Source organism: Amycolatopsis sp. YIM 10 (assembly GCF_009429145.1).
In the GTDB taxonomy this organism is placed as follows: Bacteria; Actinomycetota; Actinomycetes; order Mycobacteriales; family Pseudonocardiaceae; genus Amycolatopsis.
Genome location: NZ_CP045480.1, coordinates 5,128,762 through 5,148,133, shown reverse-complemented (window position 1 = coordinate 5,148,133; position 19,372 = coordinate 5,128,762). Strand labels below are relative to the sequence as shown.

The 19,372-nt window shown below is 71.0% G+C and carries 15 protein-coding genes and 1 pseudogene; 7 read left to right on the top strand and 9 right to left on the bottom strand.

The features are described from left to right. Nucleotides 1-43 precede the first annotated feature (43 nt). The 4 genes and pseudogenes from YIM_RS24515 to YIM_RS24505 all read left to right on the top strand — a co-directional run bounded on the left by YIM_RS24515 (nucleotide 44) and on the right by YIM_RS24505 (nucleotide 4,314). A complete protein-coding gene (locus tag YIM_RS24515; protein ID WP_153032577.1) occupies nucleotides 44-2,878 on the top strand; it encodes a hypothetical protein in 2,835 nt (944 codons plus the stop codon). Then, nucleotides 2,875-3,216: pseudogene (locus YIM_RS50100) on the top strand (GNAT family N-acetyltransferase); the annotation flags it as partial. The gene YIM_RS24515 and the pseudogene YIM_RS50100, both read left to right, overlap by 4 nt. Nucleotides 3,217-3,254: 38 nt before the next feature. Further along, nucleotides 3,255-3,785: a GNAT family N-acetyltransferase gene (locus YIM_RS24510; protein ID WP_194240283.1), complete on the top strand. Its 531-nt coding sequence runs from the start codon at nucleotides 3,255-3,257 to the stop codon at nucleotides 3,783-3,785. Further along, nucleotides 3,775-4,314 carry a hypothetical protein gene (locus YIM_RS24505; RefSeq protein WP_153032575.1) on the top strand — a complete coding sequence of 180 codons (540 nt, stop codon included), beginning with the start codon at nucleotides 3,775-3,777 and terminating at the stop codon, nucleotides 4,312-4,314. The genes YIM_RS24510 and YIM_RS24505 overlap by 11 nt, the downstream gene beginning before the upstream one ends. Here YIM_RS24505 and YIM_RS24500 read toward each other — a convergent pair. Further along, nucleotides 4,247-5,416 (bottom strand): hypothetical protein, encoded by a 1,170-nt coding sequence (locus tag YIM_RS24500; RefSeq protein ID WP_153032574.1) that lies wholly within the window; start codon nucleotides 5,414-5,416, stop codon nucleotides 4,247-4,249. The genes YIM_RS24505 and YIM_RS24500 overlap by 68 nt on opposite strands. 50 nt (nucleotides 5,417-5,466) lie before the next feature. Then, entirely contained in the window at nucleotides 5,467-5,853 is a 387-nt protein-coding gene (locus tag YIM_RS24495) for a hypothetical protein (protein ID WP_153032573.1), read from the bottom strand. Nucleotides 5,854-5,979: 126 nt separating this feature from the next. On the opposite strand from YIM_RS24495, the gene YIM_RS24490 reads away from it, so the two are divergent. Continuing rightward, nucleotides 5,980-9,663 (top strand): hypothetical protein, encoded by a 3,684-nt coding sequence (locus tag YIM_RS24490; protein WP_153032572.1) that lies wholly within the window; start codon nucleotides 5,980-5,982, stop codon nucleotides 9,661-9,663. Here the strand turns inward: YIM_RS24490 and YIM_RS24485 are convergent. The 5 genes from YIM_RS24485 to YIM_RS49285 form a co-directional block, all read right to left on the bottom strand. Further along, nucleotides 9,639-9,908 (bottom strand): hypothetical protein, encoded by a 270-nt coding sequence (locus tag YIM_RS24485; RefSeq protein ID WP_153032571.1) that lies wholly within the window; start codon nucleotides 9,906-9,908, stop codon nucleotides 9,639-9,641. The two genes, YIM_RS24490 and YIM_RS24485, sit on opposite strands and share 25 nt — an antisense overlap. Further along, entirely contained in the window at nucleotides 9,905-11,053 is a 1,149-nt protein-coding gene (locus YIM_RS24480) for a hypothetical protein (protein WP_153032570.1), read from the bottom strand. The genes YIM_RS24485 and YIM_RS24480 overlap by 4 nt, the downstream gene beginning before the upstream one ends. 269 nt (nucleotides 11,054-11,322) lie before the next feature. Beyond that, entirely contained in the window at nucleotides 11,323-11,880 is a 558-nt protein-coding gene (locus YIM_RS24475; protein WP_153032569.1) for a peptidase inhibitor family I36 protein, read from the bottom strand. A 124-nt stretch (nucleotides 11,881-12,004) separates the two neighbouring features. After that, nucleotides 12,005-12,442, bottom strand: a complete 438-nt coding sequence (locus YIM_RS24470) for an immunity 49 family protein (RefSeq protein WP_255463077.1) — start codon at nucleotides 12,440-12,442, stop codon at nucleotides 12,005-12,007. Next, nucleotides 12,352-12,774: an immunity 49 family protein gene (locus YIM_RS49285; RefSeq protein WP_228004944.1), complete on the bottom strand. Its 423-nt coding sequence runs from the start codon at nucleotides 12,772-12,774 to the stop codon at nucleotides 12,352-12,354. Before YIM_RS49285 ends, YIM_RS24470 begins: the two co-directional genes overlap by 91 nt. A 165-nt stretch (nucleotides 12,775-12,939) precedes the next feature. Here YIM_RS49285 and YIM_RS24465 point away from each other — a divergent pair, with 165 nt between their 5' ends. Together YIM_RS24465 and sigJ are read left to right on the top strand one after the other, a co-directional pair. Then, entirely contained in the window at nucleotides 12,940-14,136 is a 1,197-nt protein-coding gene (locus tag YIM_RS24465) for an NAD(P)/FAD-dependent oxidoreductase (protein WP_153032567.1), read from the top strand. A gap of 10 nt (nucleotides 14,137-14,146) precedes the next feature. Then, a complete protein-coding gene (gene sigJ / locus YIM_RS24460; RefSeq protein WP_194240282.1) occupies nucleotides 14,147-15,097 on the top strand; it encodes an RNA polymerase sigma factor SigJ in 951 nt (316 codons plus the stop codon). Nucleotides 15,098-15,240: 143 nt separating this feature from the next. On the opposite strand, the gene YIM_RS24455 is transcribed toward sigJ, so the two are convergent. Then, nucleotides 15,241-17,061, bottom strand: a complete 1,821-nt coding sequence (locus tag YIM_RS24455; RefSeq protein ID WP_153032565.1) for a serine/threonine-protein kinase — start codon at nucleotides 17,059-17,061, stop codon at nucleotides 15,241-15,243. Between the two features lie 9 nt (nucleotides 17,062-17,070). Beyond that, a complete protein-coding gene (locus tag YIM_RS24450; protein WP_153032564.1) occupies nucleotides 17,071-18,894 on the bottom strand; it encodes a serine/threonine-protein kinase in 1,824 nt (607 codons plus the stop codon). Between the last annotated feature and the right edge of the window lie 478 nt (nucleotides 18,895-19,372).

Below are 19,372 nucleotides of genomic sequence, written 5' to 3'. Positions count from 1 at the left end.
TGGTCGCCAAAAGCTGTTGCACCGCAAGGGACAATGGACAGCGATGTCCGTTCACTTGGCGTTTGGGATGATCGCCGGACCCGGGGTGCGCTGCTGGCTCCCCACGTCCGGCGGCCGAGTCGTGCCCAGGCTCGCCAGCGATCGGACCGGCGCGCACCCGCCCGGCGCCCCCGTCGCCGTCGGGCCGGCCGAAGCGGAACCCGAGGTGGTGCGCCAGGCGGTCCGGCAGCTCATCTTGCTGGTGAGCGACGGGACGGACGTCGCCGCGGGGGCGGGCGCCGACCTCGGTGGTGGCTTCACCTCGGCGCGATTGGCCGGTGCCCACGGTGACCGGCGCGACGCCGTGCTCGCCGCACTCAGGGTTCGCACGCATGGGCTGGGCGACCGCGCGGCCACGCTGGTGGCGTTGTTCGGGCCGTCGGCGACAAAACGGGTCGGCGCGGCCGCGAACGCGACGATCCTCGAGCGGCGCTGGGCCGCGCTGCAACTGGCGTCGGCGGCCTCGGATCTGCTCGGGCCCGAGCAACTGGAGCAGGTTCTCGCGCTCAGCGCCCCGGACGGCGTCGACCCGTTCCCGCGCGGCGCCGCGTCCACCCTGGCCGAGCACCTGTCGCGTGTGCTGGCGCGCTATCCACGGCCGCGGCGGCTGACGCTGATCCTCAGCCTGTGGGATCACGTGTGCGCGCAACTGGTCCAACGGCAGCGCGTGGCCCGGCGCGCGTCGACGCAGGTTCGTGCCGACCGGATCGACAAGCTCCGCGAACGCCACCGCGAGCACTTCAACGCCCCGATCCTGCAGCAGCTGACCTGGGCCGCCGGTGGTCAGCCGTCGCTGGCCGACGCGGCGCGCTGGCAACCGCCCCCGCAGTGGACCGCGCGGGAACTCACCTGGCTGATGCGGGACGCCATCGCGGCGACAGCGCTGCTGCGCTTCGCCAGGACCATGTCCGACGAGGGACTCGCGAGCGCCGCGGAGAAGCACCGCGACGAACTCGTCGCGGCCGACGGCTGTCTCACCGATGCCGAGCGGACCGCGGCGACGCGCCGGCCCGAAGGCGCCTACAGCCACCCCGCGCGGCCGGGGCGCTACGTCCACGACCTGCTCCAGCCCCTGCGACCGGGACGGACGATCACCGCGAAAACCGAGACCTACGTCAAGGAACGGGTCGCCATGGCCCGCAACTACGGCGTGGTCGTCTTCGACGCGGTGGCCGAGCTGATCCGGAACCTGGACGAGCGCCCGCTGCACAACTGCTGGGACACCTGCCGGCCGTGGCAGTCCGCCCACCTGCGGAAATGGCGGGCCGCGGTCGGGTTCGCCCGTGCGCCGGACAGCTGGGAGCAGCCGCCACTGGCCGACGCGCACCCCGACGGCCCCACCTCGGCGCTGGCCCAGCGCCTGGCCACCACGGAGCTGGACCCGGCCGAGGTGGAAGCACCCCACGACCTGCTCTGGCTCGCCGACCTCGCCGACGGACTGGCGCTCTTCCACGGCAACGAATCCGCCACCGTCCGGCACGCGCGGCCCGCGCCCGACCTCGACTACCGGACGCCGAACCCCGGTCGGCCCGAAGCCGGTTCACTGTCGCTCGCCGCCGCCGGAGTCGCCCAACTGGTCGCGTTCGGGGCGGCACCACCGCCTCGCTGCGGCACCTGGGCCGAGCTGGCGGACGCGGTCGGCGCGGACGCGGCGGTCACCGAAGCCAGCGTCGGCGCGTTCCCGATCCCACCTGAAGTGTCCTCTGTGGACAAGCAGGTGGTCCCGGGCACCACGCTGACCGTGGAACTGGGCCACCATCCGCGTCAGCTGGCCACCTGGTCGAGCTACATGGGCAACTGCATCGGCGAATCGTGGTACGCCGACCAGGCGCGCCGGGGCCACTGCGTGCTGATGGCGCTGCGTGACCCGGCCGACGGCCGCATCGTCGCCAATCTCGACATCCGGCGGCACACCGGCGGCTGGCAGATCCACGAACTGCGCGCGCGGTTCAACGACAACCTCGCGCCCGCCATCGAAGAGCACATCAAGCGCTGGGTCAACGACTTCCCCGGCCCCGCGCCACCCGCACCCGAGCCGCTGCTGCCGCTACCACCGGCGCGACCACGGCGCGGACCCCGTCCCGCGGCACGCCGCCTGCCCACCGGTGACCTGGTCACCGCGGTCCAGCGGGAGCTGGCCACGGCCCCGGCCGACGCCGCGCGGCAGTTGTACGCCAAGCTCGCCCGCGGGCTCGGCACGTCCGGCCAACCGGCCGATTTCGAACCGGACGCGGCGGTGATCGCACTCAAGCGCGTCGGCCCGGCCCGGCACGTCGAACTGCTGCGCGCCGCCTTGGAGGCCGGGGTCAGCGCGCCAAGCCTGTGGCAGGCGACGCGCGTCCGGCCGCTCACCAGCGCGGTGAACCAGCTCGACGTTGCCGGGCTCGGTGCGCTGACCAGCGCCGCACCGCTCCCCCGGGCTCTGCGCGCCCTCGTCCGCCACCCGGAGATCGCCCCCGCACGCGCCATGGACGTGGTGGCGCGAGCACTGCGCTCGGCCATGGGTGACCCGGCACTGGCCGAGGCGCTCGCCCGGTCGGTGGCGCGCAAGCCGTCGCCGGAACTCGTGTGCGTGCTGGCGATCAGCACCACGTGTGCGTCCACAAAGGACAACACAATCCGGCTGACCGCGCCGGGAATCACCGCGGTGCCCGGTTTCCCCGGCACCGACCTGCTCGACGAGCACGGTCCTTGGCAGCACGCCCTGGCACCGGCCGCCGACCTCGGCGCACCGGTGGACCTGTTCGGGCAGCGCATCGACGAACACGGTCTGCTCATCCCAGCCGCCCTGCTCGGCAACGGCGGCTGGCCCGCCCTCTGGAGCCGCGCCCACCGATGACCGACGAGCTGGCGATCGAGCGGTTCGAACCCGCTCACGCGACCGACCGGGAGTTCGCCGCCTATCACGCTGTTGTGGTGGCGAGCCAGGTCGCCGATCGGCCGGGGGAACCACCCCTGCCGATCGGCGAGCTGACCGCTCGGCTGAAGACGCCCCTGCCGGGACTCGGCGCGGTGGCCCACTGGATCGGCCGCCTCGGAGGCACCGTGGCGGCGGTCGCCGCGGTGTGTTTCCTCGACGAGGAGAACAGCGACATCGGCCTGACCGACATCAAGGTGCATCCGGCTCACCGTCGCGCGGGCTTCGGCACCGCGATGTTGCGCGCGGTCCTGCTCGATCTGCGCGAGCAGCAACGCAGAGCATCGAAGGCTGGGAAGTGGTCGAAGGAACCGCCGGCCAGTGGTGGGCCGAGGCACTGGGCTTCCGGCCCGTCCGCACGATCGTCCGGCAGGTGCTGGTGCTCGCCGACGTGGACGGTCCAGACGGGTCCAGGTGGGAAGTCGAGGTACCCGCGGGATACCGGCTGCGGCGGTTACGCGCCGCCGAGGCCGAATCGCGGTCGCAGGCCCTCAAGCAGCGGGTGGTGGTCGCGGTGCACGAGGAGAGTGGCGAGGTCGCCGGTTTCACCGAAACGTGCGTGCACCCCCGCCGTCCCGACTGGGGTTATCAGCGCGACACCGCCGTGCTGGCAGCCCACCGGGGACATGGACTGGGACGGTGCCTGAAAGCGGACATGGCGCGGTGGCTGGTCGCCGACTGCCCCGCGCTCGAACGGATCAGCACGACGACGGGCGCGGAGAACACGCACATGATCCGCGTCAACGAGGCGGTCGGCTACGTGACGCTGCGCTCGATGATCGCCATGCAACTGCCGGTGGGAACGGAGCGGTTCAACGGTGACCAGTGATCGAATTCGCCGACAGGCCGCGTTGACCAGTCTGCGTGACACCGTCGGCCTGTGGTACGTCGACCAGGTCGGTGCGGATGCGCTGGTCCGGGCGGCGTGCACGCTGCTGGTGGCCGGGTTCGACGGGCCGTCGCTGTGCATGCTCGCCGCGGTGTCGGTGAAGAACGCTGACAACGAAGTCCCGGAGTACCTCGAGGCCGCACTGCACGAGGTCGGCCTCGACTTCCACGAACGGGACACGCCCGCAGCGCGCGAGGCGGGGCTGCGGGCGATGGCGGCACAGACGTTGTCGCACGCAGTCACTCCCCGGAAGCTGGCGGGTTGGGCGCACCGCACCTTCGGCCACGACACGCTCGAACCCGCCGAGCGGCCGGCCGAACTGGATGACGCCTCACCACCTGACGACCCGCACTCCGGAGCCGCGCCCACCGACGAGCAGGGGGCGCGGCTCCAGAGGTTTCTCAGCTGGTCAGCGGTGCGATACCGAAATCACCGACCGCGGTGCCGAACTGCTGCCACAGCAGCGTGACGCCGCCGCCACCGGTGATGGTGCCCTTGGCGACGACCCGGTCACCGTCCAGGCCGAACACCGGGCCACCGCTGTCACCCGGCCGACCGGCGGTCAGGCCGTCGAACTGCTTGGTCTGGACGAGCCCGGAGTAGCACTCGTAGTCGCCGTAGGCGTTGTAACCGCAGAGCACCCGGTTGAAAAGCTCCACGACGTGGTTGCAGATCACCCCGCTGACCGAGCCCGAACTGCAGACCCACTCGTTACCGGCTGTCCACGCCCACCCGGACACGGCCTTGGAGAACTCGTTGACCCCGACACCGCCGTCATAGATCCGGCTGCCCGCGTCCGTGGCGATGAGCAGCAGGTCGTGGTCGATGTGCTCGTGCGTGGCGTTGCCGATGAACCGGCTGCCGTTCCCGTTCGTCCAACCGGCGTCCGGGCGTCCACAGTGTCCCGCGGTCAGCAGGTAGCGCTGGCCGCCGGCGTGCACGCCGAAGCCCGAGGTGCACTCGATGGGGATGTCCGTGCTGACGATCCTGGCCCCGCCCCAGTACGGCGGCGTGTCGTCGAGGCGCCCGAACGACGCCATCCGCTCGCGCTGCGCGACCCGCACCGGGACCGCGACCTCCGCCAGGTCGAGTGCCTGCAGGGTGGTCACCTGGTCGACGCCGACAACCAGGCTCCCGCCGTCCGGCGTCACCTCGACGCTGTGCGCGGGCCCGTCCGGACGCGTGCGCAGCTGCTCGGTGATCTCGGCCGAAGCGGTCTCCAGTTCCGCGAGTGAATACGGGGCGTCCTTGACCGATACCGGCACCGTCTTGCGTGCCTCGTCGATCGCGGCGTTCACCGCGTCCGGAATCGGTCCCTTGTACGCCAGTTCGACCGACTCACCCTGGAGCGCGATGCTGGTGAAGCCGGTGCCATCGTGCTGCGCGACGGCCTGTCGCACGATGTTCGCGGCCGATTTGGCCTTGTCCTGCGCGGCCATCTTGGCGCGGACCTCCGGCGAAATGTAGGAGAACGCGTTCTCCTCCTCCACCACCGGCTTGTCCTGTCCGGCCGAGGCGACACCCCCGCCGGCCACCAGCGCGACGGCCACCGCCGCGAAAACCCGGCGCATCGATCTGCGCGTTGTTGAGCTTCTCATTGTTTTCCCCTCTCGAATGTCGGTCACGCCGGTACGGCGGACCAGTGCGCGTGGACGGGTGAGGTGCCGATCTGGTCGCATTCACCGATCCAGCGCTGAGGACCGGCGGCATGGCCGATGTAGCGGCCCTGCTTGCCGTCGGACCAGTGGATTTCGAAGGTGACGTCGGTCGCGGCGAGCCGTCCCGACACGATCGCGCCGGTGATGGCGTTGTAGTGCGCGGTTCCGGTGAACGCACCACCGGCGCCTGCCGGGCCGACATCGAGGCTCACCACGTACCCGTTGCTCTGGTGCATCGTCCACTGGCCGGCAAACTCGCCGACGGATGCCATCGCCGGCCCCGGCACCGCGATGACGGTGCCGATTCCCGCCGCGACCAGCGCGAGCACCGGACTTTTCCACTTCCCCATTGATTCCCCCTCTACCTCGGACGAGCTGACGGGCGAGGTATATCCCGCTTTTGTTGTTTCCCGCCGGGGCCTTGAACAGGCAACAATGCGAATGTCGAAATCGCTTCGCGCGATCGGAGGGGCGAGGTGGCACGGGGGGAAAGGCCGCTCGACGCGGCCGACACGCCGCTGGGCAGGTTGGCGGCCGAACTGAGGGAACTGCGCCGGGCCGCGGGCGGCCCGACCTACCGGGAACTGGCGGAACGCGCGGGCTACTCGATGGCAGCGCTGTCGAAGGCGGCGAGCGGCCGCGCGTTGCCCAGCCTGACCATCACGCTCGCCTACGTGCGCGCGTGCGGCGGCGACGTCGGCCAGTGGCGCGGCCGATGGCGTGCGGTGGCGGCCGAACTGGCCACCACCGCCGAACCCGCCGACCCCGCTGACGAGGGCGACCCGCCGTACCTGGGGCTGGCCGCGTTCCAGGCGGGCGACGCCGATCGGTTCTTCGGCCGGGACGCCGTCGTCGACGACCTGCGAGAACTGGTGTCCACGCGGCGGTTCACCGCGGTGTTCGGTGCTTCGGGCGTGGGGAAGTCGTCGGTGCTCCGGGCGGGCCTGGTGGCCGCGGCGACCGGGCCCACCGCGGTGATCACCCCGGGACCGCGGCCACTGGACGAGCTGGCCGCCGCCGTCGCATCGCTCGGTCGCACCGGGGAGGCGCTGCTGGTCGTGGACCAGTTCGAGGAGCTGTTCACGCTCGGCGCCGGCGAAGCCGACCGCGAGCGGTTCATCCGCACCCTGGTGCGCGTGCCGGAGGACGGGCCGCGCGTGGTGATCGGCGTCCGGGCGGACTGCTTCGGGCGCTGCGGCCGTTACCCGGAACTGGTCGGCGCGCTGCGCGGCGGGCAGTACCTGGTCGGCGCGATGAGCACCGAAGACCTCCGGCAGGCGATCACCCGCCCGGCGATGGCCGCCGGCTGCATGGTCGAGGCGGCGCTGGTCTCCCGGCTGGTCGCCGACGCCGCCGGTCAGGGCATGGTGTTGCCACTGGTGTCGCACGCCCTGCGGGAAACGTGGCGGCGGCGCAGCGGCGCCACCCTCACCCTGGCCGGGTACGAGGCGGTGGGCGGCATCGAGCACGCGATCGCGCGCAGTGCCGAACAGTTGTGGGCCACGTTCACCGGTGACGAGCCGGAGATCGCCCGCCGGCTGCTCCTCCGGCTCGTCGCCGTCGGCGAGACCGAGCACACCAAACGGCGCGTCAGCCGCCACGAACTCGACCTGGACCCGGCCGCACTGGAGGTGCTGGAGCGCCTGACCCGGGCCCGGCTGCTCACCGTCGACCACAACACCGTGGACATCACGCACGAAGCGCTGATCCAGTGCTGGCCGCGGCTGCGGGAGTGGGTCGACGCCGACCGTGACGGCCTGCGCGTGCACCACCTGCTCACCGACGCGACGGACGCGTGGGAGACGCACCACCGCGACCCGGGCACCCTGTACCGCGGCGCGCGCCTGGCCGCCGCACAGGACTGGGCCGCTGCCAACGACTCCGCGCTCACCCAGCGGGAACGCGAGTTCCTCGTGGCGAGCGTCGACGCCGAAGCCGCCGAGCGGGCCCTGGCCGAACGGCACACCCGGCGGCTTCGGCGACTGGTCGCGCTGCTCGGCGTGCTGCTGCTGGCCGCCGCGGTGGCCGTCGTCCAGGCAGTGCGGGCCGAGCGTGTCGCCGAAGCCGAGCGCAACACCGCGATCGCCCGCCGGGTGCTGGCCGACGCCGCGTCGATCCGGGCGTCGAACCCGGGACTGGCCGCGCAACTCGTGCTGGCCGCGCACCGGCTCATCCCGCTCGCCGAAACCCGTGACACGGTGCTGAGCGCCCACGGCGGTACCCGCTCCAGCCGGCTGACCGGCCACACCAACCAGGAGATCTTCCTCGCCTACGCCCCGGACGGGCGCCTGATGGCGACGGCGAGCGGTGATCGGACGCTGCGGCTGTGGGACGTCACGGACTCGGCTCACCCGGCCGCGCTCACCACGGTGCCGGTCGGCGAACGCGTGATGGCGGTGGCGTTCGCCGGCGGCACGACGCTGGTGACGATCGGCGAGCGCGGTATTCGTCTGTGGGACGTGGCCAATCCCCGCGATCCGGTCGGGCTGACGAGTCCGGGAGGCTCGTCGAGCAGCCTCGCCTCGATCGCGTACTCCGGGCAGAACGGGATCCTGGCCACCGCCACCAACGAAAAGGCCGTCCGGCTGTGGAACGTGACCGATCCCCGGCGACCACGCCCGGTCGCGACCATCCAAGGTCGCGCTGACCGCCTCCACCAGGTGGCGGTCAGCCCCGACGGCCGGACCCTCGCCGCCGCGGGCGGCGGCGAGGTCGAGCTGTGGGATCTTCGCTCACCGGAGCGGCCCCGCCCGGCCGGAACGCTGTCCGGGCACGCCGGTCTCGTTTCGGGAGTCGCGTTCTCCCCGGATGGCGGCTCTGTCGCGACCGCGAGCTGGGACCGCGAGGTACGGCTCTGGGACGTGCGGAACCCGGATGCTCCACGGACCGGCGCGACCCTTGTCGGCCACACGGCCGCCGTGTCGTCGGTGGCCTTCAGCGCCGACGGCGGCTGGCTCGCCTCCACCGGGGGCGGCACCATCCTGTGGGACCTGACCGACCTCGCTCGCCCGGCGAACGTGACGACGTTGCCCGGTGGGCGGTCGTCCGCCGCGTTCAGCCCGGACAGCGCCACGATCGCCGCCGTCGACGAGGACGCGGGCGTCCGGCTCCAGGAACTCCGGGCGCTGCCGCTGGTCGGTCATCGCGACGTCGTGGCCTCCGTCGCGTTCTCGCCGGACGGCCGGGTGCTGGCCACGGCGAGCTGGGACGGTTCGATCCGGCTCTGGGACGTCAGCGATGCCAGGCAGAGGCGACCGCTGGCCAGGCTGCCGGGTGGTGTCCGGCCCGCTCGCTCCGCGATGTTCTCCCCCGACGGGCGCACGCTGGCCACCGCGTCCGAGGACGGGGTCGCCGTGCTGTGGGACGTCGCCGATCCGGTCCACCCGGTGCGGCACGCCACGATCGTGCCGGGGACCGCCGAGGTTTTCGCGCTGGCCTATCGCCCGGACGGCCGAGTGCTGGCACTGGCCGGGGCACACGGGCTGAGCCTGTGGGACGTGGCCGATCGCACCGCGCCCCGGCGCCTGTCCCAGCCCGGCGGTCTCGCGGACGAGGTGTGGTCGGTGCTGTTCAGCCCCGACGGGCGGACGGTGCTCACGGGTGGCGCCGGCGAGCGGCAGACGCGGCGCTGGGACGTCACCGATCCGGCGGCTCCGCGTGAGGCGGACTTCCCGCCGGGTGCGGACGAACTGGTGACGGCCCGGTCACTGAGCCCGGACGGGCGGTATCTGTCCACTTGGAACGATCGGGAGAAAGCCCAGCGGCTGCTCGACGTGACCGATTTCGACCACCCACGCCCACTGGCCACGCTGCCGGGCCACGGCGGCATGGTGTGGATGTCGGCGTTCAGCCCGGACGGTCGTCAGTTGGCCACCGCGGGCGCCGACGCGACCGTGCGCCTGTGGGACCTGACGCGCCCCGACCGGCCGCTCGCTGCGGGCACGCTGAGCGGCCACACCGACGACGTGGGCGCGGTCGTGTTCCGCCCCGACGGCCAGGTACTCGCCAGCGGCGCGACGGATCACTCCGCGCACCTCTGGGAAACCACGCCCGACCGCGCCGCGGCGGGCATCTGCGCCACCGCGCCACCGCCGATCAGCCGGGAAGAATGGGCCCGTTTCCTGCCGGAGCGCGACTACCAGCCACCGTGCGCCCGGTGACATCCACCGTCCGCGCGAGAACTCGGCACGGAGCTTTCCAGCCGGATCGGGGTGCTCGTGCCCCACGACGGGTACGTGATCGTGGTCCTGGACCCGGTGACGGGCGCCGGGTTCCTGGTCGACCGGCACAACCGGTACAGCCCCGGCCCGCGCCACCGGCTGGAACTCCAGATGTTCCACGACGAGGCCTGCCGCCGGGCATCCTCATCGTCGACCAGCACCACCAGGTCGTCACGGACAGTCATGGCTTCGAAGCCGGCTGCCAGTTGTCCCGCGGGGGTGTGCGCCCGCGCAGGACAGCGGTCAGTTCGGCGCGGACTTCCCTGGGCTCATCGGATGCGTCGGCGGCCAGATCGGTAGCGACCTCGTACAGCGCGGCGTAGTCGCGGGCGAGGGTGCGGGCCGCGGCGGCGGCGCGTTCGTGCTCGGCCAGCCGGGCGGCCTGTTCGGCGAGTGCTTGCCGCTGCTCGGTGTCGCGGGCGCGGGCCTGGTCGAGTTCGGTGATGAGCCGCTTGACCGTCGCGGCGTGTTCGGCGCGCTGTTGTTCCAGCTCATCGCGGTGCCGCTCGCGTTCGGCTTCGTGCCGCTGCGTGGCTTCGGCCAGTTGGCGGGCGTCGGCCTGCTGATGCTCGGTGAGCTGGTCGCGGTGGCGCAGCTCGAGTTCGTGTACCGCTTGGGTGTGGGCGGCGCGGTCGGCCTCGCGTGCCTGGACGAGTTCGGTGTGCGCCTCGGCCAGGGAGGCGTGCTGAGCTTGCAACTGGTCGTACTGGTCGCCCAGCTCGGCGTGCTGTTCGCGGAGTTCGGCGAGTTGTTCCGCGAGCCAGCGGGCGTCGCGCTCGGATTCGGCCTTGGCGACTTCGGCGCGGTGCTGTGCTTCGCGAGCGGTCTCAGCCGCACGGGAAGCAGTGGCGGCTTCCGTCTCGGCGGCGGCGCGAGCGTCGCGGTCGATGCGGGATTGGCGTTCGGCGCGCTCGCGGGCGGTCACGGCGTCGGCGGCGCGCTCGGCGGATTCCTGCTGGGCGGCGCGGGCTTCCGCCGCGGCGCTCTCGGCCACGGTGATGCGGGCGACCGCGCTCTCGTTGATGGTGCTCAGTCGTTCCAGGAGTGCGGTGAGCTGCTCGGTCAACGCCTCGGCGGCGGGGACCACGGTGGTGAGCGCGTCATCCCGGATCTGCTCCAGCTCGACGATCGGCAACTCCGGATCGACCGGACGCCGCCGCAGGGCCTGCGCCTGCTGCTGATGGGCCGGAGTGCAGAACCGCTGCCGGTTCGAGGCCGGGGTGAACCTGCGCTCGCACCCGTCCAGCGCACACACCCGCGTCCGCGACTCGTCCGTTGCGCCCTCTTCTTCGCGGTCCTGCTCGTTGACCTGCACGTTTACCGTTCCCACCTTAACTCGATCTAGTTCGAATTAAGTCTACCTCAAACCAGTTCGAGTATGAGTTATGGGAGGTCGCCATGGGTGATAATCCCTGTTATCAGCCACGGCCGAGGTCAGGGAGGAACGCACGCAGAGGTCAGCAAAACGCGCAAGCGAAGTGAGGGGCCGATTCAGGCACAGAGGGCCGACACCTGGACTGGACACCGACGGCCGTCGGCAGGAACGGCCGGGTGGCCGGTCCGCGGCGTGCGGACCGGCCACCCAGCTGACTGGCTGGCTCAGCAGGCTCTGATGCCGTCCACCATGTTGTTGATACTGGAGGAGACTTCGCCATCCCAGGACTGCGCGCCGGGAGTGGTGTAGACCAGCACCCACTGGCCCTTCGACCAGTTGTAGAACCGGGCCTTGGTGCCCGACGTCTGATTGTTGTGCCAGGACGTCATCTTGTCGTTGAAGTCCCAGCTGCTGAGGTCGTTGAACTCATTGCAGTCGCTGAACTGGAGCCGACGCCCCTCGTAATCCTTACCGTCGTAGAGGCAGACCCAGGTGTATTCGCAGTTCCTCGTGCCCAGCGCCGACACGGGTTCCGCCGCTCCGCGAGCGAACTTCTCGCCGGGCAGCGGAATGGTGAGCACCACCTTCCCGTTCTGCCAGGCGACCTGGTTCGCGCTGATCTGCACGCCGCCCGGCGTCCGTTCGAGCGCCCGGGTGATTTCCGACTGGAGGCTCGTGTCCGCGGCCGAGGCTTGCGCCCCTCCGGCGGCCATGACGATGAAAGCCCCCGCTGCGACCAATGCGCCGGTGATTTTCGCTGCCCTGGCGCGAATTCGCTTCATTCGATTCCCTTTCAACTGGGTGAAACGCTCGAACTCATTCGCCGACAACGATGGGGGCGAGGGCTTTCACCGCACCTTCATGGCGGTGAAGGCGCTTTCACCCAGTGGCAGGGGCACCGCGTTCTCAGGTCGACATCTCGCCGACTCGAGCACCGTCCAGTAGGTGGATCGGCAGGTAATCGGACTCCACCTCGATGATCATCCCCGCGTCGCGGGCGAGGCAGGCGATGGCGAGTGGCCCCAGCGCGACGAAGCCCTCGGGATCCCGCAACCGCTCGTCTTCGGCGGTCCAGTACCGCTTGTGCAGTTCCAGCGCGTTGGCGAGTGAGTCGTTGAACTTGACGTCTTCGCGCTGGGTCAGCAGGTAGAACAGTTCCATCGGCGGGTAGTAGAGCTGCAGGACGGGAGCGGCTTCGAAGCGTTCCATCTGCTCGGGGTCGGTGCCGCTCATCGCCTCCAGTACCGTGTCGATCAGGTTCTCTTCGCCCCGCCAATGGATCCGCAGGGCCCGTACCCAGGAATAGAGGAACTCGTCGTACGCGTAGCTGGACTCGCGGAGCAGGTCCAGTCGGTGGTCGGGCCGGTCGCCTGCCGCCGGATCGTCTCGTCGCCGAACCGGAACTCCACGTTTCCGCTGGGGCTGCTCGCGGCCTGGAACAGAGCAGCGGACGACTGCATCGCCCGCACCAGCGCGTACCAGGTGTCGGCCCGGGCCGCACTCGGGTCGCTCGCGCAGCGGTTGCCGAACTCGGCCAGGGATCGCGACATCGCGAAACCCGGACCCAGCGGAATCTCTTCCAGATCCTCACGTACCTCGTGGGCGCGTGCGGCGAGAAGCCCGACGGTCTCCTCGGCGTTGGGCACATCGACGTCGTGCCGGGCGACAGTGCGCACGGGTGTCACTCCTCGCGGGTTCGATGGGTCGTCAGACCCAATTCCTTCAGGTGCCGGGTGGCACCCGCTCGCCTATGTGACCCGCGACACACGTCGTTCCTGTCAGCAAACGGGGCGTTGTTTCGCTCAACCACCAGGAGCAAGCGAAACCGACAGGAGCAAGCCATGAAGCACCGCATCGTCGTTCTCGGCGCCGGGTATGCCGGGGCCTTCGCGGCCGGGAACCTGGCCCGGCGGCTGTCCCCGGCGGACGCCGAGATCACCGTGGTCAACGCCGAGCCGCACTTCGTCGAGCGGCTGCGGCTGCACCAGCTCGCGGCCGGCCGGGAGATCGAGGCTCGGAAGCTCGCCGACATCTTCGCGGGCACGGGGGTACGGCTGCGCCTTGCCCGGGTCACCGCCATCGACCCCGAGCGTCAGGTCGTCACCGTGGCCGACGCCGGCGGAGGTGGCGAACTCCCCTACGACACGCTGCTCTACGCGCTCGGCAGCCGAGTCGCCGATCACGGCGTTCCCGGCGTCGCCGAGCACGCCTTCGACGTCGCGGGGCGGCCCTCGGCGCTACGCCTGCGCGAGCGCCTGGACAAACTCGGCAAGCGGAGCGGCGGAAGTGTGCTGGTCGTCGGCGACGGACTGACCGGCATCGAAACCGCCACCGAGATCGCCGACGCCCGGCCCGGCCTGTCGGTGACGCTGATCGCCCATGACGAGCTGGGCGCTCCCCTCTCCCCCGGCGCCCGCGACCACCTGCGCCGGGCCTGCGATCGGCTGGGCATCACCGTCCTGGAGCACACCACCGTCGAAGCCGTCGAAGCGACGCGGGTGCTGTGCGCCGACGGCACCGCCCTCGCGGCCGACGCAACCGTGTGGACGGCCGGGTTCGCGGTACACCCCATCGCCGCCGCCAGCGGGCTGGAGGTCGCCGACACCGGGCAGCTCGTCGTCGATCGCATGATGCGGTCGGTCTCGCACCCGAACGTCTACGGTGTGGGCGACAGCGCCCACGTCATCGGCGACAACGGCAGGCCGCTGCCGATGTCCTGCGCTTCGGCCGGTTACGCCGGCAAGCAGGCCGTGGAAGCGATCATCGGCCGCCTGACCGGCCACGAGATCACGAACGTCAAGCTGAACTACGCGGGCAACCACATCAGTCTCGGACGACAGGACGCGATCCTGCAGATGGTCGACGACCAAGCGCGGGCGAAGCCGAAGTTCCTTGGCGGCCGGACGGCCGCGCGGATCAAGGCATGCATCCTTGCCATCTCGCTGTGGAGCATCGAGCACCCGACCTTCGGTGTGCCCAAGCGCAGGCGACGCCTGGCCGCCGCGTCGCCCGCCTCCGCCGAGAAGGTGGCCGCATAGGGTGGTCCACGTGGACAGCACCACCACCGATCGCTTCGACACCAGCCGGTTCGAGGCCAGCCGCAACCGGCTGACCTCACTGGCCTACCGGCTGCTGGGCTCTGCCGCCGACGCCGAGGACGCCGTGCAGACCGCGTTCCTGCGGTGGCAGGACGCCGACCGGCAGCGGATCGAGGTGCCCGAAGCCTGGCTGACCAAGGTGGTCACCAACCTGTGCCTCGACCGACTCCGCTCGGCCCAGGCCCGCCGCGAACGCACCGTCGGGGCCTGGCTGCCCGAACCGCTTCTCGACGGCGACCCGATGCTCGGCCCGGCCGAGACGTTCGAGCAACGCGAGTCGGTCTCCCTGGCCGTGCTGCTTCTCATGGAGCGCCTGTCACCGCTGGAGCGAGCCGTCTACCTCCTGCGCGAAGCGTTCTCCTACAGCCACGCCGAGATCGCCGGGATGCTCGACGTCACCGAATCCGCCAGCCAGCAACACTTCCACCGGGCAAGGCGTCGCATCGCCGCCGCGCGCCGCCGAGGCGAAGCCGACCCGGCGTCCGCCCGCAGGATCGTCGAGGAGTTCCTCGACGCTGCCTCGTCGGGTCGCACCGAACGGCTGGTGGCGCTGCTCACCGATGACGCGACCGCGGTCTCCGACGGCGCCGGCCTGACCGAGTCGCTGATGCGTTTCGACACTCCGGAGCGCATCGCCGCCATCGCACGGGCCGGCTTGAAGCCCTCCGCCGCGAAACGGCGACTTGCCGGAGGCACGCCCGCCGTGCACTACGCGCTCGTCAACGGCGACCCAGCCCTGCTCTTCGTGCTCGGTGACCAGGTCGTCGGCGCGGTGGCGTTCGAGATCACGGGCGGCAAGATCGCGGCCGTGCGCGGCATCGCGGCGCCCGCCCGCCTCGGCCGCATCACCGAAGCCTGGCGACAGCACGAACCGGAGCCGCCGCTCATCGCCCGGTGGTGACCCCAAACCGGTCGTGATCAAGAAGGGAACCACACCGGATTGTTTCGTCACGGTGACGGAAACCGGCGCTGTGGTTCGCCGGTGTAGTCGGCGAGCAGGGGCGGCGGCAGCGGCGACGCGGATCCTCGAGCACCTCGGCTGAACTACTGGACTTTCGGCAGTTTCGGCAGGACTGACCCGACGACCGCGCGGACGTGCTCACAGGGATTCTCGACGTCCAGCCCGTGGATCCACACCGAGAGGTACTCGGCGTCGCCGTCGGGAAGTGGGCGATGCCGCCAGGTCACCCTGCACGTCGTCGGGCCCGTGTCGCTCACCTCACCGGTCACGCCACCACCCAGGTCGATCGACTCCCCGCGATCGACGTACAGGCTGCGCTTCACTTCGACGGTCAGGGAGTTGTTCCCGTTGATCCACTCGCAGGCACGCAGCGACTTCACCGCGGGCTTCCCGCCGTTCAACACGCTTTCGGCCACGGTCGCGTCGGGCAGCACGCACGGGTCCAGCGGCAGCACGCTCGCCGGATCGGCCGGGCGGTCGACCTCGTTCGTGCGCAGGCGCGTGAGCACCGCGGAGAGCGCGCTGTCGGAGATCGCGCACGGATCGCCGGCCTTGGTCGGGTTGTAGATCATCACGTGGAGCTGCCGTTGCGACGGCAGCAGCACCAGTGCGTCGCAGGCGCCGAAGGTCATGCGCTGCAGGGCCATGCCCTCGGCGGTGCGGTTCGCCTGGCCGACGCCCCCGTAGAGCACCGGGTCACCGAGCTGCAGTTCGAACTCGATGCCATCGCGACCGGTGTAGTAGCAGCGGTTGGGTTCGATCGGGTTGGATTCCGGTTCCAGCGTGCCGAGATCGGGGGTGAAGTCCCCGTTGAGCACCTCGCACGGATCCACGCGCCGGAGCCGGTCGAGGGTGAGCGCGTCGGACATCGGCATGGCGGCGACACCGGGATCGTCGGGACCACTGGCTTCGACGACCACGTAGGCGATCGCGGAGAGCAGAGCGACAACAACCCCCGCCACGACCCAGCGCAACCAGGTTTTCCGCGGTCGCGGAGGCGGTTGCCAGGCCGGGAGCGGCAGTGACAGCGCCGAGCGCACTTCCGCATCCTGCTGCTGGATCCGCGCGTGGACCGCGGGCGGCCATGGAGCGGCCACCGCCGGAGCCTGCCCGAGGAAGTCCAGCAACTGCGCGGGAGTCGGCCTGCGGGCCGGGTCCTTCACCAGGCACGGCTCGGCCAGCGCGCGGATTTCCGCCGGCACGGCGGAAAGATCGGGCTCGGTGTGCACCACGTTGTAGAGCGTCTGAGCCGCGGCCGAGCCGGTGAACGGGCCCTGTCCGGTGGCCGCCATGACCAGGACGGCCCCCAGGGAGAACATGTCGCTGGCCGCGGTGACCTGCCCGCCGCCGGCCTGTTCCGGGGACATGAACGCGGGCGAGCCGATGATCGAGCCGGTGCCGGTCAGTTCGTGGCCGTCCTCGACCGCCCTGGCGATGCCGAAGTCGATCACCCGGGGGCCGTCCGCGGTGAGCAGGATGTTGCTGGGCTTGAGATCGCGGTGCACCAGTCCGGCGCGGTGGATCTCGGTCAGCGCCGCGGCCAGCCCGGACGCCAGGCGGCGCACGGCGTCCACCGGCAGCGGGCCGAGCGCGTCGACCGCCTCGCGCAGTGACGGCCCGGTGACAAAAACCGAGGCGAGCCAAGGGGTTTCCGCTTCGGCATCGGCGTCCATCACCGCGGCGGTGTAGGCACCGGAGACCATTCGCGAGGCGGTCACCTCACGACGGAATCGCTCGCGGAAGCCGGTGTCGTGCACGAAGTGCGGGTGCAGCTGCTTGACCGCGACGAGCCTGCCATCAGGCGCCAGGCCCAGTACCACCCGGCCCATGCCGCCCTCACCGAGCGCGGCGACGATCCGGTAGGGCCCGATCTGCCGTGGTTCGCGGGGGTCCAGTTGTTCCACGGGCCGGTCCTAGGGTTTCGGGAGTCTCGGGAGCAGTGCCTGACCGGCTTGCTGGACCTTCTCACAGGCCTGGTCCACGGTCAGCGCGCCGGTGGGGACCAGCAGCAACTCGACGTTCTCGCCCTCGCGCGGGCTGAGCTGCCGATGCTGCCAGGCCAGCGCGCAACCGGGCTGGCCCTCTTCGTTGTTCTTTTGCCCCAGCGACACCTTCACACCGGCGAGTTGGCGCGTGATCGAGGGCGGGAAGCCTTTGCCCAACTTCACCGAGAGGGTTCCGGTGCCTTCGTACCGGCATTCGCGCAGCCCCTGGTGGACGGTGTTGCGCAGGGGGCCGATGACCCGGTCCGCCTCGGCGGGTGCGAGCAGCGCGCAGGGATCGAGAGCGGCGAGGGTGCCCGGCGGCAGTTCGCGGTCGTGGCCACCGGCGCGCAGCTGCCGCACGGCCGTACCGAGCCCGTCCTTCGCCACGGTGCACGCGTCGGCCACCGGCACGGCGAAGTGGACCTCGGTGCCGAGCGTGCTGTCCGGGAAACCGTTGACCGCGACCGCCGCCTCGCAGTCGCGGCCGTCGCCCTTGGTGGTCAGCGGCAGTCCTTCGAGATCGCCGCCCGCTTCGCTGTCGAGCAGGCTACGCCCGATCTTCAGCTCCAGGCTCCGCCCTTCGGCGTTCTCCAGGAAGCAGGAGTCCAACGCCGATCCGTCCTTCGTGGACAGTCGCCCCAACCCGGGCACGTCCTGCCCGTCGAGCAGGCGGCACAGGTCGACGCGCCGCAGGTTGTCCGGGCCGAACGGATCCGGGTTCGTGGCGGTGACCACCGGCTCCTCCGGTGCCCCCGCGGCCGCCGGCGGTGAGTCGGACCCGGTCAGGCTGACCACCGTGATCGTGCCGGCCGCCAGCAGGACCACCGCGGCGGCGGCCAGTCCGGCGTACCGGCGACGCCGGGACGGGGGCTTGAGCAGTTCGCTGATCCGCGCCCGCTGTTCGTCGATGAGCTGGAGCACCAGTGGCGGCCACGGGCTGGCCACCGGTTCGATGGGGCCGAGTTCCCGCAGCACGTCGGCGGGTGCCGGCCGGTGTGCCGGGTCCTTGGCCAGGCACGGTTCGACGATCCGCCGCAGCCATGGGTCCAGCGCGCGCAGGTCGGGCTCGGCGTGCACCACGTTGTAGAGAGTCTGCGGGGTGGACGCCCCGGTGAACGGGCCGCGTCCGGTCGCGGCCATCACCAGCAGGGCGCCGAAGGAGAACAGGTCGCTGGCGGGGGTCAGCGGCTTGCTCTGCGCCTGCTCCGGGGACATGTATCCCGGTGAGCCGATGATCGAGCCGGTCCGCGTCAGCTCGGAGTCGCCCTCGGCCGCGCGGGCGATGCCGAAGTCGATCACCCGTGGACCGTCCTCGGCGAGAATGACGTTGCCGGGCTTGAGGTCGCGGTGGACCAGGCCGGTGCGGTGGATCTCCCCCAGTGCCAGCGCGAGCCCGGCGGCCAGGTGCCGGACCGCGGCCGGTGGCAGCGGCCCGGCCGCCGTGACCACTTCGGACAGTGCCGGTCCCGGCACGAACACCGAGGCCAGCCACGGGGTGGGGGCGTCGGGATCGGCGTCCATCACCGCGGCGGTGTAGGCGCCGGAGACCATTCGCGAGGTGGTGACCTCCCGGCGGAAGCGCTCCCGGAACCCGGGGTCGTGCGCGAAGTGCGGGTGCACCTGCTTGACCGCGACCAGCCGCCCGTCCGGCGAGACCCCGAGCAGCACGCGGCCCATGCCGCCCGCCCCCAGCACGGCGAACACCTGGTAGCGACCCACCGTGGCCGGGTCACCGGCGACCAACGCTTTCACAGAACTCCCCCTTCTCGGTAAACGATCTTACCGAGAAGGGTTGCCACCAGGTGATTCAGGTCGGCAAATCACCGGAATAGGTTCCGTGACAGGCCGCTGCGAAATGTGGCGAAAGGCCGCTGTCGTCAGCTGGATCCGGCACTGGTTTCGTTCTTTGTGATCATCAGGGACGGATGATTCCCGCTCGCGTCCCGCGGGTCGGGCGACCACGTCCGCGGCGCGGCCGAGGTGGGCGGGGCCAGCGCGCACAACGCGGTCAGCGTCGCGGCGAAGGCCACTCCGGCGATACGGCCTCTTCGAAAGCGGTTTCTCATGTTCGCCCCCGAGAAAATTGTGGCATTGTCACAAAAATCGTCGATTGATCAATTTCCGCAGCGCCGAACCCCCCGGACCGGCGCTGCGGAACTCCCCTCTCGCGTATCCGAGATTAGCGACGGAATAAGATCAAGTAAACGTTTACCCGGAAATTGCCCACCAT